At 68.1% G+C, this 16,858-nt stretch carries 17 protein-coding genes; 14 read left to right on the top strand and 3 right to left on the bottom strand.

Annotated features, from left to right (window positions below):
• The first annotated feature begins 13 nt into the window (after positions 1-13).
• The 10 genes from atpD to WKW77_RS10430 all read left to right on the top strand — a co-directional run bounded on the left by atpD (position 14) and on the right by WKW77_RS10430 (position 11,753).
• On the top strand, positions 14-1,429 hold the full coding sequence (atpD, locus tag WKW77_RS10385) for a F0F1 ATP synthase subunit beta (protein ID WP_340356770.1): 1,416 nt from the start codon (positions 14-16) through the stop codon (positions 1,427-1,429).
• 9 nt (positions 1,430-1,438) lie between these two features.
• Positions 1,439-1,858: a F0F1 ATP synthase subunit epsilon gene (locus WKW77_RS10390; RefSeq protein ID WP_340356771.1), complete on the top strand. Its 420-nt coding sequence runs from the start codon at positions 1,439-1,441 to the stop codon at positions 1,856-1,858.
• Positions 1,859-2,161: 303 nt separating this feature from the next.
• Positions 2,162-3,331: an ROK family protein gene (locus WKW77_RS10395; protein ID WP_340357149.1), complete on the top strand. Its 1,170-nt coding sequence runs from the start codon at positions 2,162-2,164 to the stop codon at positions 3,329-3,331.
• Complete coding sequence (locus WKW77_RS10400; RefSeq protein ID WP_340356772.1) at positions 3,328-4,854, top strand: sugar ABC transporter ATP-binding protein; 1,527 nt, start codon at positions 3,328-3,330, stop codon at positions 4,852-4,854. The genes WKW77_RS10395 and WKW77_RS10400 overlap by 4 nt, the downstream gene beginning before the upstream one ends.
• 119 nt (positions 4,855-4,973) lie before the next feature.
• Positions 4,974-5,981 carry an ABC transporter permease gene (locus WKW77_RS10405; RefSeq protein ID WP_340356773.1) on the top strand — a complete coding sequence of 336 codons (1,008 nt, stop codon included), beginning with the start codon at positions 4,974-4,976 and terminating at the stop codon, positions 5,979-5,981.
• Positions 5,982-6,034: 53 nt separating this feature from the next.
• Entirely contained in the window at positions 6,035-7,003 is a 969-nt protein-coding gene (locus tag WKW77_RS10410; RefSeq protein ID WP_422823170.1) for a substrate-binding domain-containing protein, read from the top strand.
• 142 nt (positions 7,004-7,145) lie between these two features.
• Positions 7,146-8,309 (top strand): Gfo/Idh/MocA family protein, encoded by a 1,164-nt coding sequence (locus WKW77_RS10415; protein WP_340356774.1) that lies wholly within the window; start codon positions 7,146-7,148, stop codon positions 8,307-8,309.
• A gap of 93 nt (positions 8,310-8,402) precedes the next feature.
• Positions 8,403-9,479 (top strand): ligase-associated DNA damage response exonuclease, encoded by a 1,077-nt coding sequence (locus tag WKW77_RS10420; RefSeq protein WP_340356775.1) that lies wholly within the window; start codon positions 8,403-8,405, stop codon positions 9,477-9,479.
• On the top strand, positions 9,476-11,122 hold the full coding sequence (locus WKW77_RS10425; protein WP_340356776.1) for an ATP-dependent DNA ligase: 1,647 nt from the start codon (positions 9,476-9,478) through the stop codon (positions 11,120-11,122). The genes WKW77_RS10420 and WKW77_RS10425 overlap by 4 nt, the downstream gene beginning before the upstream one ends.
• A 61-nt stretch (positions 11,123-11,183) precedes the next feature.
• A complete protein-coding gene (locus WKW77_RS10430; RefSeq protein WP_340356777.1) occupies positions 11,184-11,753 on the top strand; it encodes a Crp/Fnr family transcriptional regulator in 570 nt (189 codons plus the stop codon).
• 15 nt (positions 11,754-11,768) lie between these two features.
• Here the strand turns inward: WKW77_RS10430 and WKW77_RS10435 are convergent, their stop codons facing one another.
• The 3 genes from WKW77_RS10435 to WKW77_RS10445 all read right to left on the bottom strand — a co-directional run bounded on the left by WKW77_RS10435 (position 11,769) and on the right by WKW77_RS10445 (position 13,965).
• On the bottom strand, positions 11,769-12,287 hold the full coding sequence (locus tag WKW77_RS10435; RefSeq protein WP_340356778.1) for a TPM domain-containing protein: 519 nt from the start codon (positions 12,285-12,287) through the stop codon (positions 11,769-11,771).
• A 1-nt stretch (position 12,288) separates the two neighbouring features.
• A complete protein-coding gene (locus tag WKW77_RS10440; protein WP_340356779.1) occupies positions 12,289-13,224 on the bottom strand; it encodes a TPM domain-containing protein in 936 nt (311 codons plus the stop codon).
• 144 nt (positions 13,225-13,368) lie between these two features.
• Positions 13,369-13,965, bottom strand: coding sequence for a LemA family protein (locus tag WKW77_RS10445; RefSeq protein ID WP_422823171.1), 597 nt, complete (start codon positions 13,963-13,965; stop codon positions 13,369-13,371).
• A gap of 44 nt (positions 13,966-14,009) precedes the next feature.
• On the opposite strand from WKW77_RS10445, the gene WKW77_RS10450 reads away from it, so the two are divergent.
• From WKW77_RS10450 to WKW77_RS10465, 4 genes are all read left to right on the top strand, one after another.
• Positions 14,010-14,771, top strand: coding sequence for a Rossmann-fold NAD(P)-binding domain-containing protein (locus tag WKW77_RS10450; protein ID WP_340356780.1), 762 nt, complete (start codon positions 14,010-14,012; stop codon positions 14,769-14,771).
• A 62-nt stretch (positions 14,772-14,833) separates the two neighbouring features.
• Complete coding sequence (locus WKW77_RS10455; RefSeq protein ID WP_340356781.1) at positions 14,834-15,289, top strand: YybH family protein; 456 nt, start codon at positions 14,834-14,836, stop codon at positions 15,287-15,289.
• Positions 15,289-16,257: a YheT family hydrolase gene (locus tag WKW77_RS10460; RefSeq protein WP_340356782.1), complete on the top strand. Its 969-nt coding sequence runs from the start codon at positions 15,289-15,291 to the stop codon at positions 16,255-16,257. The genes WKW77_RS10455 and WKW77_RS10460 overlap by 1 nt, the downstream gene beginning before the upstream one ends.
• 17 nt (positions 16,258-16,274) lie before the next feature.
• A complete protein-coding gene (locus WKW77_RS10465; RefSeq protein WP_340356783.1) occupies positions 16,275-16,820 on the top strand; it encodes a DUF2946 family protein in 546 nt (181 codons plus the stop codon).
• Positions 16,821-16,858: the final 38 nt, after the last annotated feature.

The raw sequence follows: 16,858 nt of genomic DNA on the forward strand, positions 1-16,858 counted from the left end.
ATCGGAGCAGATGATGGCTCAAGAAAACGCAGCTCAAGGCAAGATCGTTCAATGTATCGGCGCCGTGGTCGACGTGGAGTTTCCGCGCGACCAGATGCCCAAGGTCTACGACGCCTTGAAGTTCGAAGGCGGTGGCCTGACCCTCGAAGTGCAGCAGCAGCTGGGCGACGGTGTGGTCCGTACCATTGCGCTCGGTTCGTCGGACGGTCTGCGCCGCGGCATCACCGTGGTCAACACCGGTGCGGCGATCACGGTGCCGGTCGGCAAGGCCACATTGGGCCGCATCATGGACGTGCTCGGCAATCCGATCGACGAGCGTGGTCCCGTCGGCCAGGAACTCACCGCACCGATCCACCGCAAGGCGCCGGCCTATGACGAGCTCTCGCCCTCGCAGGACCTGCTCGAAACCGGCATCAAGGTGATCGACCTGGTCTGCCCGTTCGCCAAGGGCGGCAAGGTGGGCCTGTTCGGCGGCGCCGGTGTGGGCAAGACCGTGAACATGATGGAACTCATCAACAACATCGCCAAGGCGCACTCGGGTCTGTCGGTGTTCGCCGGAGTGGGCGAGCGTACCCGCGAAGGCAACGACTTCTATCACGAAATGTCGGATGCCAAGGTGGTGGACCAGGAGAACCTGGCGAACTCCAAGGTGTCGATGGTCTACGGCCAGATGAACGAGCCGCCGGGCAACCGTCTGCGCGTGGCGCTGACCGGCCTGACGATCGCCGAATCGTTCCGCGACGAAGGCCGTGATGTGCTGTTCTTCGTGGACAACATCTACCGCTACACGCTGGCCGGTACCGAAGTGTCGGCGCTGCTGGGCCGTATGCCTTCCGCCGTGGGCTACCAGCCGACGCTGGCCGAGGAAATGGGCCGCCTGCAAGAGCGCATCACGTCGACCAAGGTCGGCTCGATCACCTCGATTCAGGCCGTGTACGTGCCGGCGGATGACTTGACCGACCCGTCGCCTGCAACGACCTTCGCCCACCTGGACTCCACCGTGGTGCTGTCGCGTGACATCGCTTCGCTCGGTATCTACCCCGCCGTGGATCCGCTCGACTCGACCTCGCGCCAGCTCGATCCGCACGTGGTCGGCGAAGAGCACTACGGCGTTGCCCGCGCCGTGCAAGGCACGCTGCAGCGCTACAAGGAACTGCGCGACATCATCGCGATTCTGGGCATGGACGAACTCGCGCCGGAAGACAAGCTGGCCGTGGCCCGCGCGCGGAAGATCCAGCGTTTCCTGTCGCAGCCTTTCCACGTGGCCGAAGTGTTCACCGGCTCGCCTGGCAAGTACGTGCCGCTGGCCGAGACGATCCGTGGCTTCAAGATGATCGTGAACGGTGAATGCGACCACCTGCCGGAACAGGCGTTCTACATGGTGGGCGGCATCGACGAAGCGTTCGAGAAGGCCAAGAAGGTCGCTTAAGGAATCACCATGGCAGGCACCATTCACGTGGACGTGGTCAGCGCCGAGGAGTCCATCTTCTCGGGCGAGGCCAAGTTCGTCGCGCTCCCCGGCGAAGCCGGTGAGCTCGGCATCTACCCGCGCCACACGCCGCTGATCACGCGCATCCGTCCCGGCGCCGTGCGCATCGAGACGGCCGACGGCGGCGAGGAATTCGTCTTCGTGGCCGGTGGCATCCTGGAAGTGCAGCCGACCACCGTGACCGTGCTGTCCGACACCGCGATCCGCGGCAAGGACCTCGACGACGAAAAGGCCAGCGCCGCCAAGGCGCGCGCCGAAGAGGCTCTGAAGAATGCCAAGAGCGACATCGACATCGCCCTGGCCCAGTCGGAGCTCACCGTGATGGCCGCGCAGATTGCCGCGCTGCGAAAGTACCGCGACAAGAAGTGACCCACACGGTCTGATTTCTACGGAGAAGCCGCCCCATCGGGCGGCTTTTTCATTGGCGTGCGTCGTGGATCGCCCATCGTTGACGAAGCGCGTTGGGTCTTGAGGAGCTCCATGCACCGTCCGGACGCATGCACGAACGCCACGAGCAACTTCGATCCGAATTTGGCTGAAGTTAAGTCTTGTTAGGCTGAAGACGCGCTCCTAGTATTCGCGTTCGCCCAATGTTCTGCGGGACCTCGGCGATCGACGAAAAAACGACGGAGACGACGCGTGACCCCCTGGAGTCGCCTGACTGCGGATGAGTTGCAGCTGCTGGAGACCACGTTCTGGTCGGCCGGCGGCTCGCGCCATCGCATGGCGGAGCGGCTGGGCTTCTCCAAGAGCAAGGCGAATGCGTTGGTCGCCGGGCTCGTCGAGCAGGGATTGCTGACCGAAGCCGGCCTGCAGCGTTCGACCGGTGGCCGCCGCGCCGAAAACCTGCAGCTGAATGCAGGACTGGGCGTGCTGGTGGGCGTCGACATCGGCGCCACGAGTCTCGACGTTGCCGTTCTCGCCCCGGACCTCGCCGTGCTCGCGCATCACGCGGAGCCCGCCGACGTGCGCGAGGGGCCAGGCGTGGTGCTCGCGCGCGTTCGCGGGCTCATCAAGGAATTGCTCGCGCGCGCCGGCTTCACGGCGAAGCAGGTGATGGGCATCGGCATCGGTGTTCCGGGCCCGGTCAACTTCGAGATCGGCCAGCTCGTGAATCCGCCGCTGATGCCGGCCTGGGACAGCTTCTCGATCCGCGACTACCTGCGCGAGGACTATGCGGCGCCGGTCTTCGTCGACAACGACGTCAACCTCATGGCGCTGGGCGAGCTCTGGCGGCTCAAGCGATCGCTTTCCAACTTCCTGGTCATCAAGGTCGGCACGGGCATCGGCTGCGGCATCGTCTGCCATGGCGAGGTGTACCGCGGCGCCGCTGGATCGGCCGGCGACGTGGGCCACATCTGCGTCGACCAGGAAGGCCCGCGCTGCCATTGCGGCAACCTCGGCTGTGTCGAGGCGATGGCCGCGGGCCCGGCCATCACGCGCATGGCGGTCCAGGCCGCCGAAGCCGGCGAAAGCGCCGGGCTCGCCGAATGCCTGCGCACGCAGGGCCGCATCGAGGCCATCGATGTCGGGCAGGCCAGCCGGGCGGGCGATGCAGCGGCGAACGCGATCGTCCAGCGCGCCGGCAACCTCATCGGCCAGATGCTCGCGTCCATCGTCAACTTCTTCAATCCGTCGCACGTCTTCATCGGTGGCGGCATCACGCGCATCGGGCCGCTGTTTCTCGCCGCGGTACGCCAGAGCGTGTACCAGCGATCGCTGGCCCTCTCGACGCGGCATCTCGAGATCCAGTACACGCCGCTCGAAGGGCAGGCCGGCCTGATCGGCGCCGGCGTACTCGCGATGCAGGAAACCCTCAAGGTGCGGGGCGTGGCGCCATGACGAGCACCGCCGCAGCGATCGCCACCCCGCGGCAGAAGGCCGCCGTCTCCGTCGAGTTCGACCACGTGGTGAAGGCCTTCGGCCCTGTGCAGGTGCTGCATGGCGTGAGCTTCTCGCTCGAACCCGGACGGGTCTACGGGCTCCTTGGCGAGAACGGGGCGGGCAAGTCGACGCTGATGAAGATCCTCGCAGGCTACGAGCCGCTCACCTCCGGCAGCCTGCGCGTCAACGGCCACGCCCAGCAGTTCGCCGGCTCGCGGGATGCAGAGGCGCTGGGCATCGTGCTGATCCACCAGGAGTTCAACCTCGCGGAAGACCTCGGCATCGCGCAGAACATCTTCCTCGGCCATGAAAAGAAGAAGGGCTGGCTGCTCGACGACGCCGCGATGGCGCGCGAAGCCGCCGCGGCGCTGGCCGAGGTGGGCCTGCACATCGACCCGGCCACCAAGGTGCGTCGACTGATCGTGGCCGAGAAGCAGCTCGTGGAGATCGCGAAGGCGCTCTCGCGCCACGCGCGCCTGCTGATCATGGACGAGCCCACCGCCACGCTGACCCCCGGGGAGACCGAACGGCTCTTCAAGCTCATCGCGCAGCTGCGCGCGGACGGCGTGACCGTGGTCTACATCTCGCACAAGCTCGACGAAGTCGAGCGCGTCACCGACGAGGTGATCGTGATGCGCGATGGCCGCTTCGTCGCGCGCGCACGCACGGCCGACGTCACGCGGCAGCAGATGGCCAACCTCATGGTCGGCCGCGAACTGGCCGACCTCTATCCGCCGCGCGACGTCGTGGCCCTGGACGCGGCGCCGGCGATGCGCGTGAGCCACTTCACCGTGCCCGGGTGGGCCGAGGACGCGAGCTTCGAAGTGCGGCCGGGCGAGATCCTGGGCTTCGCGGGCCTCGTCGGTGCAGGTCGCACCGAACTGTTCGAAGGCCTGCTCGGGCTGCGATCTGCAAGTGGTCGCGTCGAGATCCACGGGCAGGCGGTTCAATTGCGCAATCCGCGCGAAGCGGCGAAACACGGCCTCACCTACCTGAGCGAGGACCGCAAGGGCAAGGGCCTCCACGTCAACTTCGGTCTGCGCCAGAACCTCACGCTGATGGCGCTCGAACGCTACGCCACGCCGTGGCTGCACCCCGACGCGGAGCGCCGCGCGCTCGCGGTCGCCGTGAAGGACTACGGCATCCGCACCGGCGATCTCGATGCGCGCGCCTCGTCGCTCTCCGGAGGAAACCAGCAGAAGCTTGCGCTGGCCAAGGTGCTGCAGCCGAAGCCGAAGATCGTGGTGCTCGACGAGCCCACGCGCGGCGTCGATGTCGGCGCCAAGCGCGACATCTATTTCCTGATCCAACGCCTTGCGCGAGAAGGTCTCGCGGTGATCGTCGTCTCGTCCGAACTGATGGAGCTGATCGGCCTGTGTCATCGCGTCGCGGTGATGCGCGCCGGCCGGCTCGTCACGACCCTTGACGCGGAAGCATTGACTGAAGAGGAGCTCATCGCTCATGCCACCGGAACGAGATGAACCCACCCCCAGGCTGCGCGCACTTCGTGTCGCTTCGCCAACCCCCTTGCAGGGGGCGACACCGGTGGCCCGGCGAAGCCGGTTCCACGGTGCTCCCCGCATCGCTTGCCGGATAGCATATGGCTTCAACGCCTGATTCCGCTGCCGCACACCGCAGCGAAGCCAAGCCGCGCTGGACCGAGCGCCTGCACGGCTTCGGACCGGTCATCGGCCTCGTGCTGCTGTGCATCGCCGGCACCCTGCTCAACAGCGACTTCGCGACGCTCGACAACGCGATGAACGTGCTCACGCGCACCGCCTTCATCGGCATCATCGCGGTGGGCATGTGCTTCGTGATCATCTCTGGCGGCATCGACCTGTCGGTGGGATCGATGGCCGCGCTGATCGCAGGCTGCGTGATCATGTTCATCAACGCGATGGGTCCGGTGGTCGGCTCGCCGCTGCTGGCCGTGGTGCTCGGCGCGCTGCTCGCGGTGGTGCTCGGCGCGGTGTTCGGCCTCGCGCACGGGCTGCTCATCACCAAGGGGCGGATCGAGCCCTTCATCGTCACGCTCGGCACGCTGGGCATCTTTCGCGCGTACCTGACCTACTTCGCCAACGGCGGTGCGCTCACGCTCGACAACGACCTGTCGGATGTCTATGCGCCGGTCTACTACGCGAGCCTGCTCGGCGTGCCGGTCCCGGTGTGGGTCTTTCTGGTTGTCGCGGTCATCGGCGGCTTGATCCTCAACCGCACCGCCTACGGCCGCTACGTGCAGGCCATCGGATCGAACGAGCAAGTGGCGCGCTACGCGGCGGTCGGCGTCGACGGCGTGAAGGTGCTCACCTACGTGTTCCTCGGCGTGTGCGTCGGCATCGCGACGCTGCTCTATGTGCCTCGGCTCGGCTCCGCATCACCGACGACCGGCCTGCTGTGGGAGCTCGAAGCGATCGCCGCGGTGATCGTCGGCGGCACCGCGCTCAAGGGCGGATCGGGCAGCGTTGTCGGCACCGTGATCGGCGCGATCCTGCTCTCGGTCATCAGCAACATCCTCAACCTCACCAGCATCATCAGCGTGTACCTCAACGCGGCGGTGCAGGGCTTCGTGATCATCGTCGTCGCGTTCCTCCAGCGCGGCCGCCGATGACGCTCGACCGGTTTTTCGTCCGTTCCGTTTCATCAACCAAGGAGACAAGCAGCATGAAGACTTCCATTTCCCGTCGCATGGTCCTGAGTGCGGTTGCCGCGGCGAGCTTCGCCGCGATCCCGGTCCTCGCGGCCGCCGAGCCGGTGCACCTGGGCGTGTCGATCCCGGCCGCGACGCACAGCTTCATGGGCGGCATCAACTACTGGGCCAACCAGGCCAAGAAGGACCTGGAGAAAGAGCACAAGGACCTGAAGATCACGATCAAGACCGCGGCGAATGCGCCCGAGCAGGCCAACCAGTTGCAGGACCTCTCGACCGTGAGCAAGATCAATGCGCTCGTGATCTTCCCGTTCGAATCGGCCGCGCTCACCAAGCCGGTCGCGCAGGTCAAGGCCAAGGGCACCTATGTCACGGTGGTCGATCGCGGCCTGACCGATACCAGCGCACAGGACGCCTATGTCGCCGGCGACAACACCGCCTTCGGCAAGATCCCGGCCGAATACATCGCCAAGAAGCTCGGCGGCAAGGGCAATGTCGTCGCGCTGCGCGGCATCCCGACCACGCTCGACAACGAGCGCATGGACGCGTTCAACAGCGTGCTCAAGAACTACCCCGACATCAAGCTGCTGGATGCGAAGTACGCCAACTGGAACCGCGACGATGCCTTCAAGGTCACGCAGGACTACCTGACGCGCTTCAAGGACATCGACGCGATCTGGGCCGCCGACGACGACATGGCAGTGGGCGTGCTCAAGGCCATCGAACAGGCCAAGCGCAACGACATCAAGGTGATCTTCGGCGGCGCGGGCGCCAAGGGCATGGTCAAGACCATCATCGACGGCAAGGACAAGCGCATCGATGCCGACGTGAGCTATTCGCCGAAGTTCATCTACGACGCGATCAAGCTCACGGCCGAGGCGCGCCTGAAGGGCGAGAAGCTGCCGGCGACGACGATCATTCCTTCGGTGCTGATCACCAAAGAGAACGCGAAGGACTTCTACCATCCCGATAGCCCGTTCTGAGCTCACCCCCAGCCTCGCTCACTTCGTGTAGCTCTGCACCCCCTTTCAGGGGGCGACACCAGCGGCCCGGCGAAGCCGGTTCCGCGGTGTCTCCCGCTTGGTATGTGCGAGTGCGGCTGTCGCAAGCTATTGGAAGCGTCCAATGACAGAAACATCCTTTCGTAGATTGCGCTACGCCATGGTGGGTGGCGGGCGCGATGCCTTCATCGGCGCGGTGCACCGCAAGGCGATCGCGCTCGATGGGCAGGCCGAGCTGGTGGCGGGGGCGCTTTCTTCGAGTCCGGAGAAAGCGAAGGCCTCGGGGCGCGATCTGTTCCTGGCGGACGATCGCAACCACGGCGACTGGCGCGGGCTGCTGGATGACGAGTTGAAGCGGCCCGCGCATGAGCGCATCGACTTCGTCTCCATCGTCACGCCGAACCACATGCACTTCCCGGTGGCGCTGGCCTTCGTGGAGGCGGGCTTCCACGTGGTCTGCGACAAGCCGCTGGTGCACACGCGCGCACAGGCCGATGCGCTCGTGGACGCGGTCGCACGCATGGGCACCGTCTTCGGCGTGACCTACAACTACACCGGCTATCCCATGGTGCGGCAGGCGCGCGACATGGTGCGTTCGGGCGTGCTCGGCGAGATCCGCAAGATCGTCGTCGAATACAACCAGGGGTGGCTCGCGACGCGGCTCGAAGGCGAGGGCAACAAGCAGGCCGCTTGGCGCAGCGATCCGGCGCAAAGCGGCGCGGCCGGCGCCATCGGCGACATCGGCTCGCATGCGGAGAACCTGGTCGCCACGGTGACCGGGCTCGAAATCGAAAGCCTCTGCGCGGATCTGAATTCCTTCGTGCCCGGTCGGCCACTCGATGACGACGGCAGCCTGCTGCTGCGCTTCAAGGGCGGTGCGCGCGGCGTGCTGATCGCCTCGCAGATCAACACCGGCCTCGAGAACGACCTGCGCTTGCGCATCTCCGGCGCGCAGGGCACGCTCGAATGGCGGCAGGAGCGGCCGAGCGAGCTCACGCACCTCCCGCACGACGGGCCGAAGCGCATCCTGACGCGCGGCGCACCCTGGCTCTGCGAGTCGGCACGGCGTGCGAGCCGGCTGCCGAGCGGGCATCCGGAGGGCTTCATCGAGGCCTTCGCCAACCTCTACGGCGGCGTGATCGCGGACATCCGCGCGAAGCTGGCCGGCACGGCGGCCGATCCGCTCGCGGCCGACTATCCGCGCGTGGAAGATGGTGCGCGCGGCGTGCGTTTCATCGAACGCACGGTGGCCTCGGCGACGAGCGAGGCCAAGTGGACCGCCTGGTAGGCGCGCGCCGCGCGTCGGCCTGAACCGACAGCAGGTCGCGCCCGCTGCGCGGCGCGCGGATCGGCGGCCCGACCTACGATGTGCGCCACCACCATGGCCGAACCAGCGAACGCCCCGGCGCCTCGCGACCTCGTCGTCGCGCGCCCCGAAGGCCTCTACTGCCCGCCGGGCGATTTCTACATCGACCCGTGGCGGCCGGTCGACCGCGCTGTCATCACGCATGCGCATTCGGATCACGCACGCGTCGGACACGGGCACTACCTCGCGCACCACGACAGCGCCGGAACGCTGCGCGTGCGGCTCGGCGACATCACGCTGCAGACGCTCGCGTACGGCGAGACGATCGAGCACAACGGCGTGCGGATATCGCTGCATCCTGCCGGCCATGTACTGGGTTCGGCGCAAGTCCGCATCGCGCACGGCAGCCGCGTCTGGGTCGCCTCGGGCGACTACAAGACCGAAGCCGACGGCACCTGCACGCCCTTCGAGCCGGTGCCCTGCGACACCTTCATCACCGAATCGACCTTCGGCCTGCCGATCTACCGCTGGCCCGCACAGCCGGCGCTGTTCGAGGAGATCAACGCATGGTGGCGCGCGAACGCGGCGCAGGGGAGGGCGTCGGTGCTGCTCTGCTATGCCTTCGGCAAGGCGCAGCGCATCCTGCATGGCGTGGATGCACAGATCGGGCCGATCATCGTGCATGGCGCGGTCGAGCCGTTGAACCAGATCTACCGCGCGGCGGGCGTCGCGCTGCCGCCCACGCTGCGGGTCACCGATCCCGGCGTCGACGCGGCGACGATCCAGCGATCGCTCGTGCTCGCGCCCCCATCGGCGCACGGCACGCCGTGGATGCGGCGCTTCGGCCACTATTCGGACGCTTTCGCGAGCGGATGGATGCAGCTTCGTGGCACCCGGCGGCGGCGCGGCGTCGATCGCGGCTTCGTGATGTCGGATCACGCCGACTGGCCCGGCCTGCAGGCGGCGATCGCGAGCACCGGCGCCGAGCGCGTCTTCGTGACGCACGGCAGCGTGGCGGTGATGGTGCGATGGCTCGCCGAAGCGGGACTGGATGCGCAGTCGTTCAAGACCGAGTACGGCGACGAGGATGCGGTCGAAGGCGCGGCGGAAGTGCCCTCGGAAGTGCCCGTGCGAGGATCGCCCGAGTCATGAAGCAGTTCGCCGCCCTCTACCGCGAGCTCGATGCCACAACGTCCAGCCTCGGCAAGCAGACGGCCTTGCAGCGCTACCTGATGGCCGCCGAGCCACGCGATGCGGCATGGGCGGTCTACTTCCTGGCCGGCGGCAAGCCGCGCCAGCTCGTGCCCAACAAGATGCTGAGGCTGCTCGCGCAGGAGTCCGCCGGCTTGCCCGAATGGCTCTTCGACGAAAGCTACGAGGCGGTCGGCGACCTCGCGGAAACGATTTCGCTGCTGCTCCCGCCGCCGACCGATGCGCACGACCTCGGCCTCGCGGACTGGGTCGAGCAGCACCTGCTGCCGCTTCGCCACACGCTGCCGGATGCGCTGGCCGACAAGCTGCGCCGGCAATGGCAGCGGCTCGCGGTGGAAGAGCGGCTGGTCTATTTCAAGCTCATCACCGGCGGATTCCGCGTCGGCGTCTCGCGCCTGCAAGTCACGCAGGCGCTGGCGGCGGTCGGCGGGCTCGACCCCAAGCGCGTCGCGCAGCGGCTGATGGGCTACACGCACATCGGCGGCCAGCCGGGCGCCGGCGACTACGCCGCCCTCATCGCGCCCGAGAACAACGGCGAGCTCGACCAGCAGACCAGCGGCCAGCCGTATCCGTTCTTCCTTGCGCACCCGTTCAACCTCCCACTGGCGGAGTTCGAGGCTGCGCTCGGGCCGCCCTCGGACTGGGTCGTCGAATGGAAGTGGGACGGCATCCGGGCGCAGCTCGTCAAGCGCGCGGGACAGGCGTGGCTCTGGTCGCGCGGCGAAGAACTGGTGACCGATCGCTTTCCCGAACTTGCCACGATGGGCGAGTCGCTGCCCGACGGCACCGTCATCGATGGCGAGATCGTCGTCTGGCGCGAGGACCGCGTGCAGCCCTTTGCGGAACTGCAGAGGCGCATCGGCCGCAAGACGCTCGGCGCGAAGCTGCTGCGCGAAATTCCCGTGGTGGTGCTGGCCTACGACCTGCTCGAGCGCGAAGGCCGCGACCTGCGCCAACTGCCGCAGCAGGAACGCCGGGAGATGCTCGACGCACTGATCGCGGACGCGCAGCATCCCTCGCTCATCGCCAGCCCGATGCTTTACGGCGAGGACTGGAACGACCTTGCAAGACAGCGCGAGGCGGCGCGCTCGATGGGCGTCGAGGGCCTGATGCTCAAGCAGCGCCATGCGCGCTACGGCGTCGGCCGCACCAAGGACGTGGGCGTGTGGTGGAAGTGGAAGATCGACCCGCTCTCCATCGATGCGGTGCTCGTCTACGCCCAGCGCGGCCACGGCCGGCGCGCGAGTCTCTACACCGACTACACCTTCGCGGTGTGGGATGCGCCGCCCGAGGCGCCCGACCGAAAGCTCGTTCCGTTCGCCAAAGCCTACTCGGGCCTCACCGACGCGGAGATCGCGCGCGTGGATGCGGTGATACGCCGGACCACCGTCGAAAGCTTCGGCCCGGTGCGCAGCGTCACGCCCACGCTGGTCTTCGAGCTCGGCTTCGAAGGCATCGCGCGCAGTAGCCGGCACAAGAGTGGCATCGCGGTGCGCTTCCCGCGCATGCTGCGATGGCGCGAGGACAAGCCGGTCGAAGAGGCCGACACGCTGCAGACGCTTTCGGCGCTTCTGCCGGCCTGAAGCCGCGATGCGTGCGCCCGGCGAATGGCTCCGGGAGCCGGTGTCGCGGACAATCGGACCCATGGACGCCTCCGGAAGCCCACGCACCGACCTTCGCGAACACGCCGTCTTCATGCTGACCCGGGCCGCGCCGAAGTCTGGCATGAGCATGGAAGAAGCCGAACTCGTCGTGGATGCGATGCGCCCGGTGCAGGTGCCGGCCGACACGCTCCTTTTCGAGGAAGGCGACGCAGAGGACACCGACTACATGGCGCTGGTGCTCGAAGGCCAGGTGCGCGCCGAGACCCGCACCGGCATGCCCGGCGAGGAAGTCGTGATCTCGATCATCGGACCCGGCAGCCTGATCGGCGAGATGGGCGTCATCGACGGCGAGCCGCGCTCGGCCAGCTGCACCGCGCTGACCGACATCAAGCTGGGCGTGCTGTCGCGCGAGGCGCTCATGAAGCTGCTGAACGACCATCCGGCCGCGGCCTCGCGCCTCGTTCTCGCGCTGTCGAAGGGGCTCGCCGAGCGCCTGCGCGAAAGCAACCGCCGCCTTCGCACGCTGTCGCAGGTCACGCGCGCCCTGCAGGCCGAGCTGGACGCGGTGCACGCGGTCAACCGCAGATTGCTGGACGCGAGCGAATCCTGAGCGTGCGGCGTCGGATCAGAGGATCACCGGCGCATCCGGAAGCTCGTTGCGGTCCGGCTCACCCTCGGCGAGCGGAAAGTGCTCGACCAGCAAGGCAGACACCTCCTCGAGCGCCTGCGTGAGCCCGTCCTCGAAGCGCCCTTCGCGAAACGCCGCGCCCATGCGCCTAGCCATCGCCGCCCACGCCTCGTCTTCCACATGCAGGTCGATGCCGCGATCGGCCACGATCTCGATCGCGTGCTCGGCCAGCAGCAGGTAGATCAGCACGCCGTTGTTGTGCGCGGTGTCCCAGACGCGCAGCTTGCTGAACATCATGATCGCGCGCTCGCGCGCCGTCGCATCGCGCCAGAGGTAGGACATCGGCAGGCCCGCCTCGACACAGATGCGGATCTCGCCGCTATGTCGCCGTTCGCTTGCGCCGACGCGCTGTTCCAGGCGCCCCAGCATGTCGGCCGGCAGCGCCCGGCGCACGTCGGCATCGTCGACCCAGCGATGGCGCCAGATGCGTGCGAGGCGTGAAGTCAGTGATGCCATGTCACCAGTCCCCCGAGGCGCCGCCGCCGCCGAAATCGCCGCCACCGCCGGAGCTGAAGCCACCACCGCCGGAGGAACCGCCGCCCCAACCGCCGCCGCCCCGACCCGCGCCCCAGCCTCCGCCGAGTCCACCACCCAAGCCGCTGCCGCGCCGCAGCGGGCCGGCGCCGAAGGCCATCGACAGCAGCGTGAACAGCAGGGCGGCCAGCCCGGCCAGCACCGCGATCACGATGCTCGACGTGACCATCATCACGACGAATCCGGCGATGCCGCCCACTGCCAGCGAGCCCAGGGTCTTGCCGAGGATGCGGCGCGCGATCGGCCCGCCGACCATCACCGCGATGAAGAAGAACACCGCGAGGTCTTGCCAGTTGAAGCCACCGCCGCCGCGGCCCTCGCCGCCGAAGTCGCCGCCGCGCGCATCGACTTCCGGCAGCGGCTCGCCCTTGACGCGCGCGATGAGCTGGTCGGCCGCCGCATCGAGCCCGCCCGCGAAATCGTTCTGGCGGAAGCGCGGCTTCATCGCGTCGTCGATGATGTGCGCCGCCGCGAGGTCGGGCACCGCGCCTTCGAGCGTCTTGGCGACCTCGATGCGCATCTTGCGGTCGTTCTTCGCGACGATCACGAGGATGCCGTCGCCGACCTCGCGTCGCCCGATCTTCCAGGTGTTGCCGACGCGGTTGGCGTAGCTCGCGATGTCCTCGGGCGCGGTGGTCGGCACCATGAGCATCACGATCTGCGAGCCCTTCTGTTGCTCGAAGGCGGCCAGCTTGGCGTCGAGCGCAGCGCGCTGCGCGGGGGTGAGCGTGCCGGTCTGGTCGATGACGCGCGCATCGAGCTTCGGCACCGGCAGCAGGCCCTGCGCATGCACCTGCGCGCCGAGCAGCGCCGCCGCAAACAACAGCAGCGCCGCCAGTACGCGCCAGAGGGTGACCATCTTCTCAACTTCTCCCGTCGCCATGTTCTGCCTGCACCCCGTGCAACCGGTCCAGCCCGAGCCAGAGCACCCGCGGAACCGGCTTCGCCGGGCCGCTGGGTGCGCCCCCTGGAGGGGGAGCGCCGAAGGCGCATGGGGGTGGCTTCACTTCTTCGGCGCGCTGAAGTCGACCGTGGGCGGCGTCGAGATCTGGGCCTCGTTCTGCACCGAGAAGTTGGGCTTGGGGTCGTAGTTGAAGATCTTCGCCGTCAGGTTGGTCGGGAAGCTGCGCGCGAGCACGTTGTATTCCTGCACCGTCTGGATGTAGCGGTTGCGCGCCACGGTGATGCGGTTCTCGGTGCCTTCGAGCGTCACGCGCAGGTCGCGGAAGGCCTGGTTGGCCTTGAGGTTCGGGTACTGCTCGGCCACCACCATCAGCCGCGACAGCGCGCTCGACAGCTCCCCCTGCGCCTGCTGGAACTTGTTGAAGGCCTCGGGGTTGTTGAGCGTTTCCGGCGTCACCTGGATCGACGTGGCTTTGGCCCGCGCCTCGATCACCTTGGTGAGCGTCTCCTGCTCGAAGTTGGCCTCGCCCTTGACCGTGGCCACGATGTTCGGCACGAGATCCGCGCGCCGCTGGTACTGGTTGAGCACCTCGCTCCACGCCGATTTGCTGGCCTCGTCGAGCCGCTGGAAGTCGTTGTAGCCGCAGCCCGAGAGGGCGAGCGCGGCGAGGATGATCAATAGCCAGCGTTTCATCATCGCGAGGTCCCTTGTTGTGAAGTGGGCAAAGGTAGCATAGCGGGATGCCCGTCGACACCATCCATGCGTTGCAGGCGGGCCAGCGGGGCCCGGCGCAGGGCACGGCCGATGCGGGTACCGGGACGCTCCTCGTCGCCGGCGCGACCGGCATGCTGGGCCAGGAACTGGTCCGGCGCCTGGCCGGCAGGCACCGCTTCGACCACACCCGCGTGCTGGTGCGCGAGCCGATCCGCGAAGGTTTGAGCGGCGTCGAGACCGTGCTGACGCCCGACGCCCCCATCGACGAATGGCCGCTGGTGGAAGCAGACACCGCAGTGGTTCTGTTCGAGCCGCCGCGCCTCTATTACGACCGCGAGCGCGCACTCTGGACGCCGACGCCGCAACAGTTGCCCGCCCTCGCGCGATGGCTGCGCGCGAGTGGTGTCGAATCGCTCGCGGTCGTGCAGCCGCACGCGCAGGGGCGCCTGCCGGAGGCGCTCAAGCGCGGCCTCGCCTCGCTCGACGAGCAGGCCGTGGTCGCCGAAGGCTTCGAGCGCGTGATCCTCGTGCGCACCGCGCAGAAGCCGGCGAAGGTACGGCAGACGAATCCGGCGGAGCGGCTCGCCGCCTGGATGCTGTCGATCACGCGCTTCATGGTGCCTTCGAGCGAACAGCCGGTGCGCGCATCCAAGGTCGCCGAGCTGGTCGACGTCGCGCTGCGCCTTGCGCCCCCGGGGGCGCGCGTGATGGCGCCGGAGATGGTCTGGCGCGCATCCCAGGGCGATGTGCGCGAGGTCATCGAGGCGTGGCTGGCCGGGTCGCCCTGAGTCGCCCCGAGCACCCGGCGGTGCGGTCCGAGGCAAAATCCACCCTTCCGGCAGATCCACCCATGTCCACCAAAACCAGACTCCGCGCCGCGACGATCGGCGGCACCGCCGACGACGTCGAAGCGGCTTTCTACGAGGCGCTGCAGCGCGGCGACGTCGACGCGCTGATGGACTGCTGGGCCGACGAGGACGAGATCTTCTGCGTCCACCCCGGCGGCCCCCGGCTGGTGGGCGCCGACGCGATCCGGTCGGCCTTCGAGAACATGTTCGGCCACGGCGGCGCGATCCACGCGACGCCCGCGCGCGTGCGCAAGGTCGAGTCGCTGGCAAGCGCCGTGCACAATGTGCTCGAACGCGTCGACGTGCTGACCACCGAAGGGCGCAAGCACGCCTTCGTGCTGGCCACCAACGTCTATCACAAGACCGCGCAGGGATGGCGCATGGTGGCGCACCATGCGAGCCCGGGCAGCGCACAGGAGCCGGGCGACGCCCCCGAGGCGCCGCAGACCCTTCATTGATGCAGTACGTCGCACCGCGCTGGTTGCCGGGTGGCAACCTCCAGACCATTTGGGCCGCCCTGTACGGCCGGCGCGTGATGACGCCGCTGCCGCCGTACCGGCGCGAACGCTGGTCCACGCCCGACGGCGACTTCATCGACGTCGACTTCCTCGACGCGCAGGGCGAGGGCCAAGGCCCCCGGCCGCTGCTGGTGCTTTTCCACGGGCTCGAAGGCTCGTCGCACAGCCACTACGCCGAGGCCTTCGCGGCTTTCGCGCTGGAGCGCGGCTGGGACTACGCGGTGCCGCATTTCCGCGGCTGCAGCGGCGAGATCAACCTCGCGCCGCGCGCCTACCACTCCGGGGATTTCGAGGAGATCGACTGGATCCTCGCGCGCCTTCACCAGGGCCGCAAAGCCGTTCGCGCGGTCGGCGTCTCGCTCGGCGGCAATGCGCTGATGCGCTGGGTGGAAGAGTCGGGCACCGAAGCCTCGAAGCGCGTGCGCGCGGCGGCGTCGATCTGCGCGCCGCTTGATCTCGCGGCCGGGGGCGCTGCCATCGGCCGGGGCTTCAACAAGCTCGTCTACACGCGGATGTTCCTCGCGACCATGAAGCCCAAGGCACTCGCCAAGCTGGCGCAGCACCCGGGCCTGTTCGATCGCGACAAGCTCCTGGCGGCGCGCGACCTGTACGACTTCGACAACATCTTCACCGCACCCCTGCACGGCTTTCGCGACACCGACGACTACTGGTCGCGCGGCTCCGCGAAGCCTCACCTGCATCGCATCCGGATCCCGGCGCTGGTCGTCAATGCGGCCAATGACCCTTTCGTGCCCGCCGCGAGCCTGCCGCGCGCCGGGGAGGTCGGCCGCCACGTCACGCTCTGGCAGCCCGCCCATGGCGGCCACGTCGGCTTCCCGCTCGGCTTTCCACCCGGCCACGTGCGCGGCATGCCCGAGAGCGTCATCGGCTGGCTCGCGGACAGGTAGCCGCGCAAAATACCGGTATGGACGACATCGTCAAGCAGGCCTTGGCCAAGTGGCCGAACGTTCCCCACTGCTACGGCTGGCTCGGCCTCGATGCGCGCGGCAACTGGTATCTGCGCGATGCGCCCACGCAGGCCGCCGGCCCCTTCGCGGCATCGAAGGGCTCGATGCTCCGGCACGAGAAGCTCATCGAATTCATCCAGCGCAACTACGAGCACGACGAAGAGGGCCGGTGGTTCTTCCAGAACGGACCGCAGCGCGTCTACGTCGAACTCGAAGCCACGCCGTGGATCTGGCGCATCGCGGAGGATCTCTCGGTGCGGTCCCATGCAGGCGAGCAGGTCGAGCCTTCTGCCTGCCTGCTCGACGAGGACGGCAAGCTCTACCTGGCCGCGCCGATCGGCCTCGGCCTCGTTCACACGCTCGATGTCGGCCTGGCGGCGGAGGCGATCGAGCAGGGCCGGTGGGTGCCCGAGGAGGTCCGCGCCGCGGACCTGCCGGCCCGCTTCGGCTACGTGCCGAGCCCGGCTGCAGGTCAGCCGGCCGGCGCTCCCGCGCCGCGCTGAGCGCCGCGCAGGCAAAAAAAGAGCCCGCTTGTGCGGGC

Source organism: Variovorax ureilyticus (assembly GCF_037889935.1).
GTDB classification, from domain to species: domain Bacteria; phylum Pseudomonadota; class Gammaproteobacteria; order Burkholderiales; family Burkholderiaceae_C; genus Variovorax; species Variovorax ureilyticus.

Bases quoted from the DNA above. Each gene is read 5' to 3' on its own strand.
- WKW77_RS10440 (WP_340356779.1), bottom strand. From the start codon at position 13,224: ATGGTCACCCTCTGGCGCGTACTGGCGGCGCTGCTGTTGTTTGCGGCG.
- WKW77_RS10455 (WP_340356781.1), top strand. From the start codon at position 14,834: ATGTCCACCAAAACCAGACTCCGCGCCGCGACGATCGGCGGCACCGCC.
- WKW77_RS10425 (WP_340356776.1), top strand. From the start codon at position 9,476: ATGAAGCAGTTCGCCGCCCTCTACCGCGAGCTCGATGCCACAACGTCC.
- WKW77_RS10450 (WP_340356780.1), top strand. From the start codon at position 14,010: ATGCCCGTCGACACCATCCATGCGTTGCAGGCGGGCCAGCGGGGCCCG.
- WKW77_RS10435 (WP_340356778.1), bottom strand. From the start codon at position 12,287: ATGGCATCACTGACTTCACGCCTCGCACGCATCTGGCGCCATCGCTGG.
- WKW77_RS10460 (WP_340356782.1), top strand. From the start codon at position 15,289: ATGCAGTACGTCGCACCGCGCTGGTTGCCGGGTGGCAACCTCCAGACC.
- WKW77_RS10400 (WP_340356772.1), top strand. From the start codon at position 3,328: ATGACGAGCACCGCCGCAGCGATCGCCACCCCGCGGCAGAAGGCCGCC.
- atpD (WP_340356770.1), top strand. From the start codon at position 14: ATGGCTCAAGAAAACGCAGCTCAAGGCAAGATCGTTCAATGTATCGGC.
- WKW77_RS10445 (WP_422823171.1), bottom strand. From the start codon at position 13,965: ATGATGAAACGCTGGCTATTGATCATCCTCGCCGCGCTCGCCCTCTCG.
- WKW77_RS10430 (WP_340356777.1), top strand. From the start codon at position 11,184: ATGGACGCCTCCGGAAGCCCACGCACCGACCTTCGCGAACACGCCGTC.
- WKW77_RS10465 (WP_340356783.1), top strand. From the start codon at position 16,275: ATGGACGACATCGTCAAGCAGGCCTTGGCCAAGTGGCCGAACGTTCCC.
- WKW77_RS10405 (WP_340356773.1), top strand. From the start codon at position 4,974: ATGGCTTCAACGCCTGATTCCGCTGCCGCACACCGCAGCGAAGCCAAG.
- WKW77_RS10415 (WP_340356774.1), top strand. From the start codon at position 7,146: ATGACAGAAACATCCTTTCGTAGATTGCGCTACGCCATGGTGGGTGGC.
- WKW77_RS10410 (WP_422823170.1), top strand. From the start codon at position 6,035: ATGAAGACTTCCATTTCCCGTCGCATGGTCCTGAGTGCGGTTGCCGCG.
- WKW77_RS10390 (WP_340356771.1), top strand. From the start codon at position 1,439: ATGGCAGGCACCATTCACGTGGACGTGGTCAGCGCCGAGGAGTCCATC.
- WKW77_RS10420 (WP_340356775.1), top strand. From the start codon at position 8,403: ATGGCCGAACCAGCGAACGCCCCGGCGCCTCGCGACCTCGTCGTCGCG.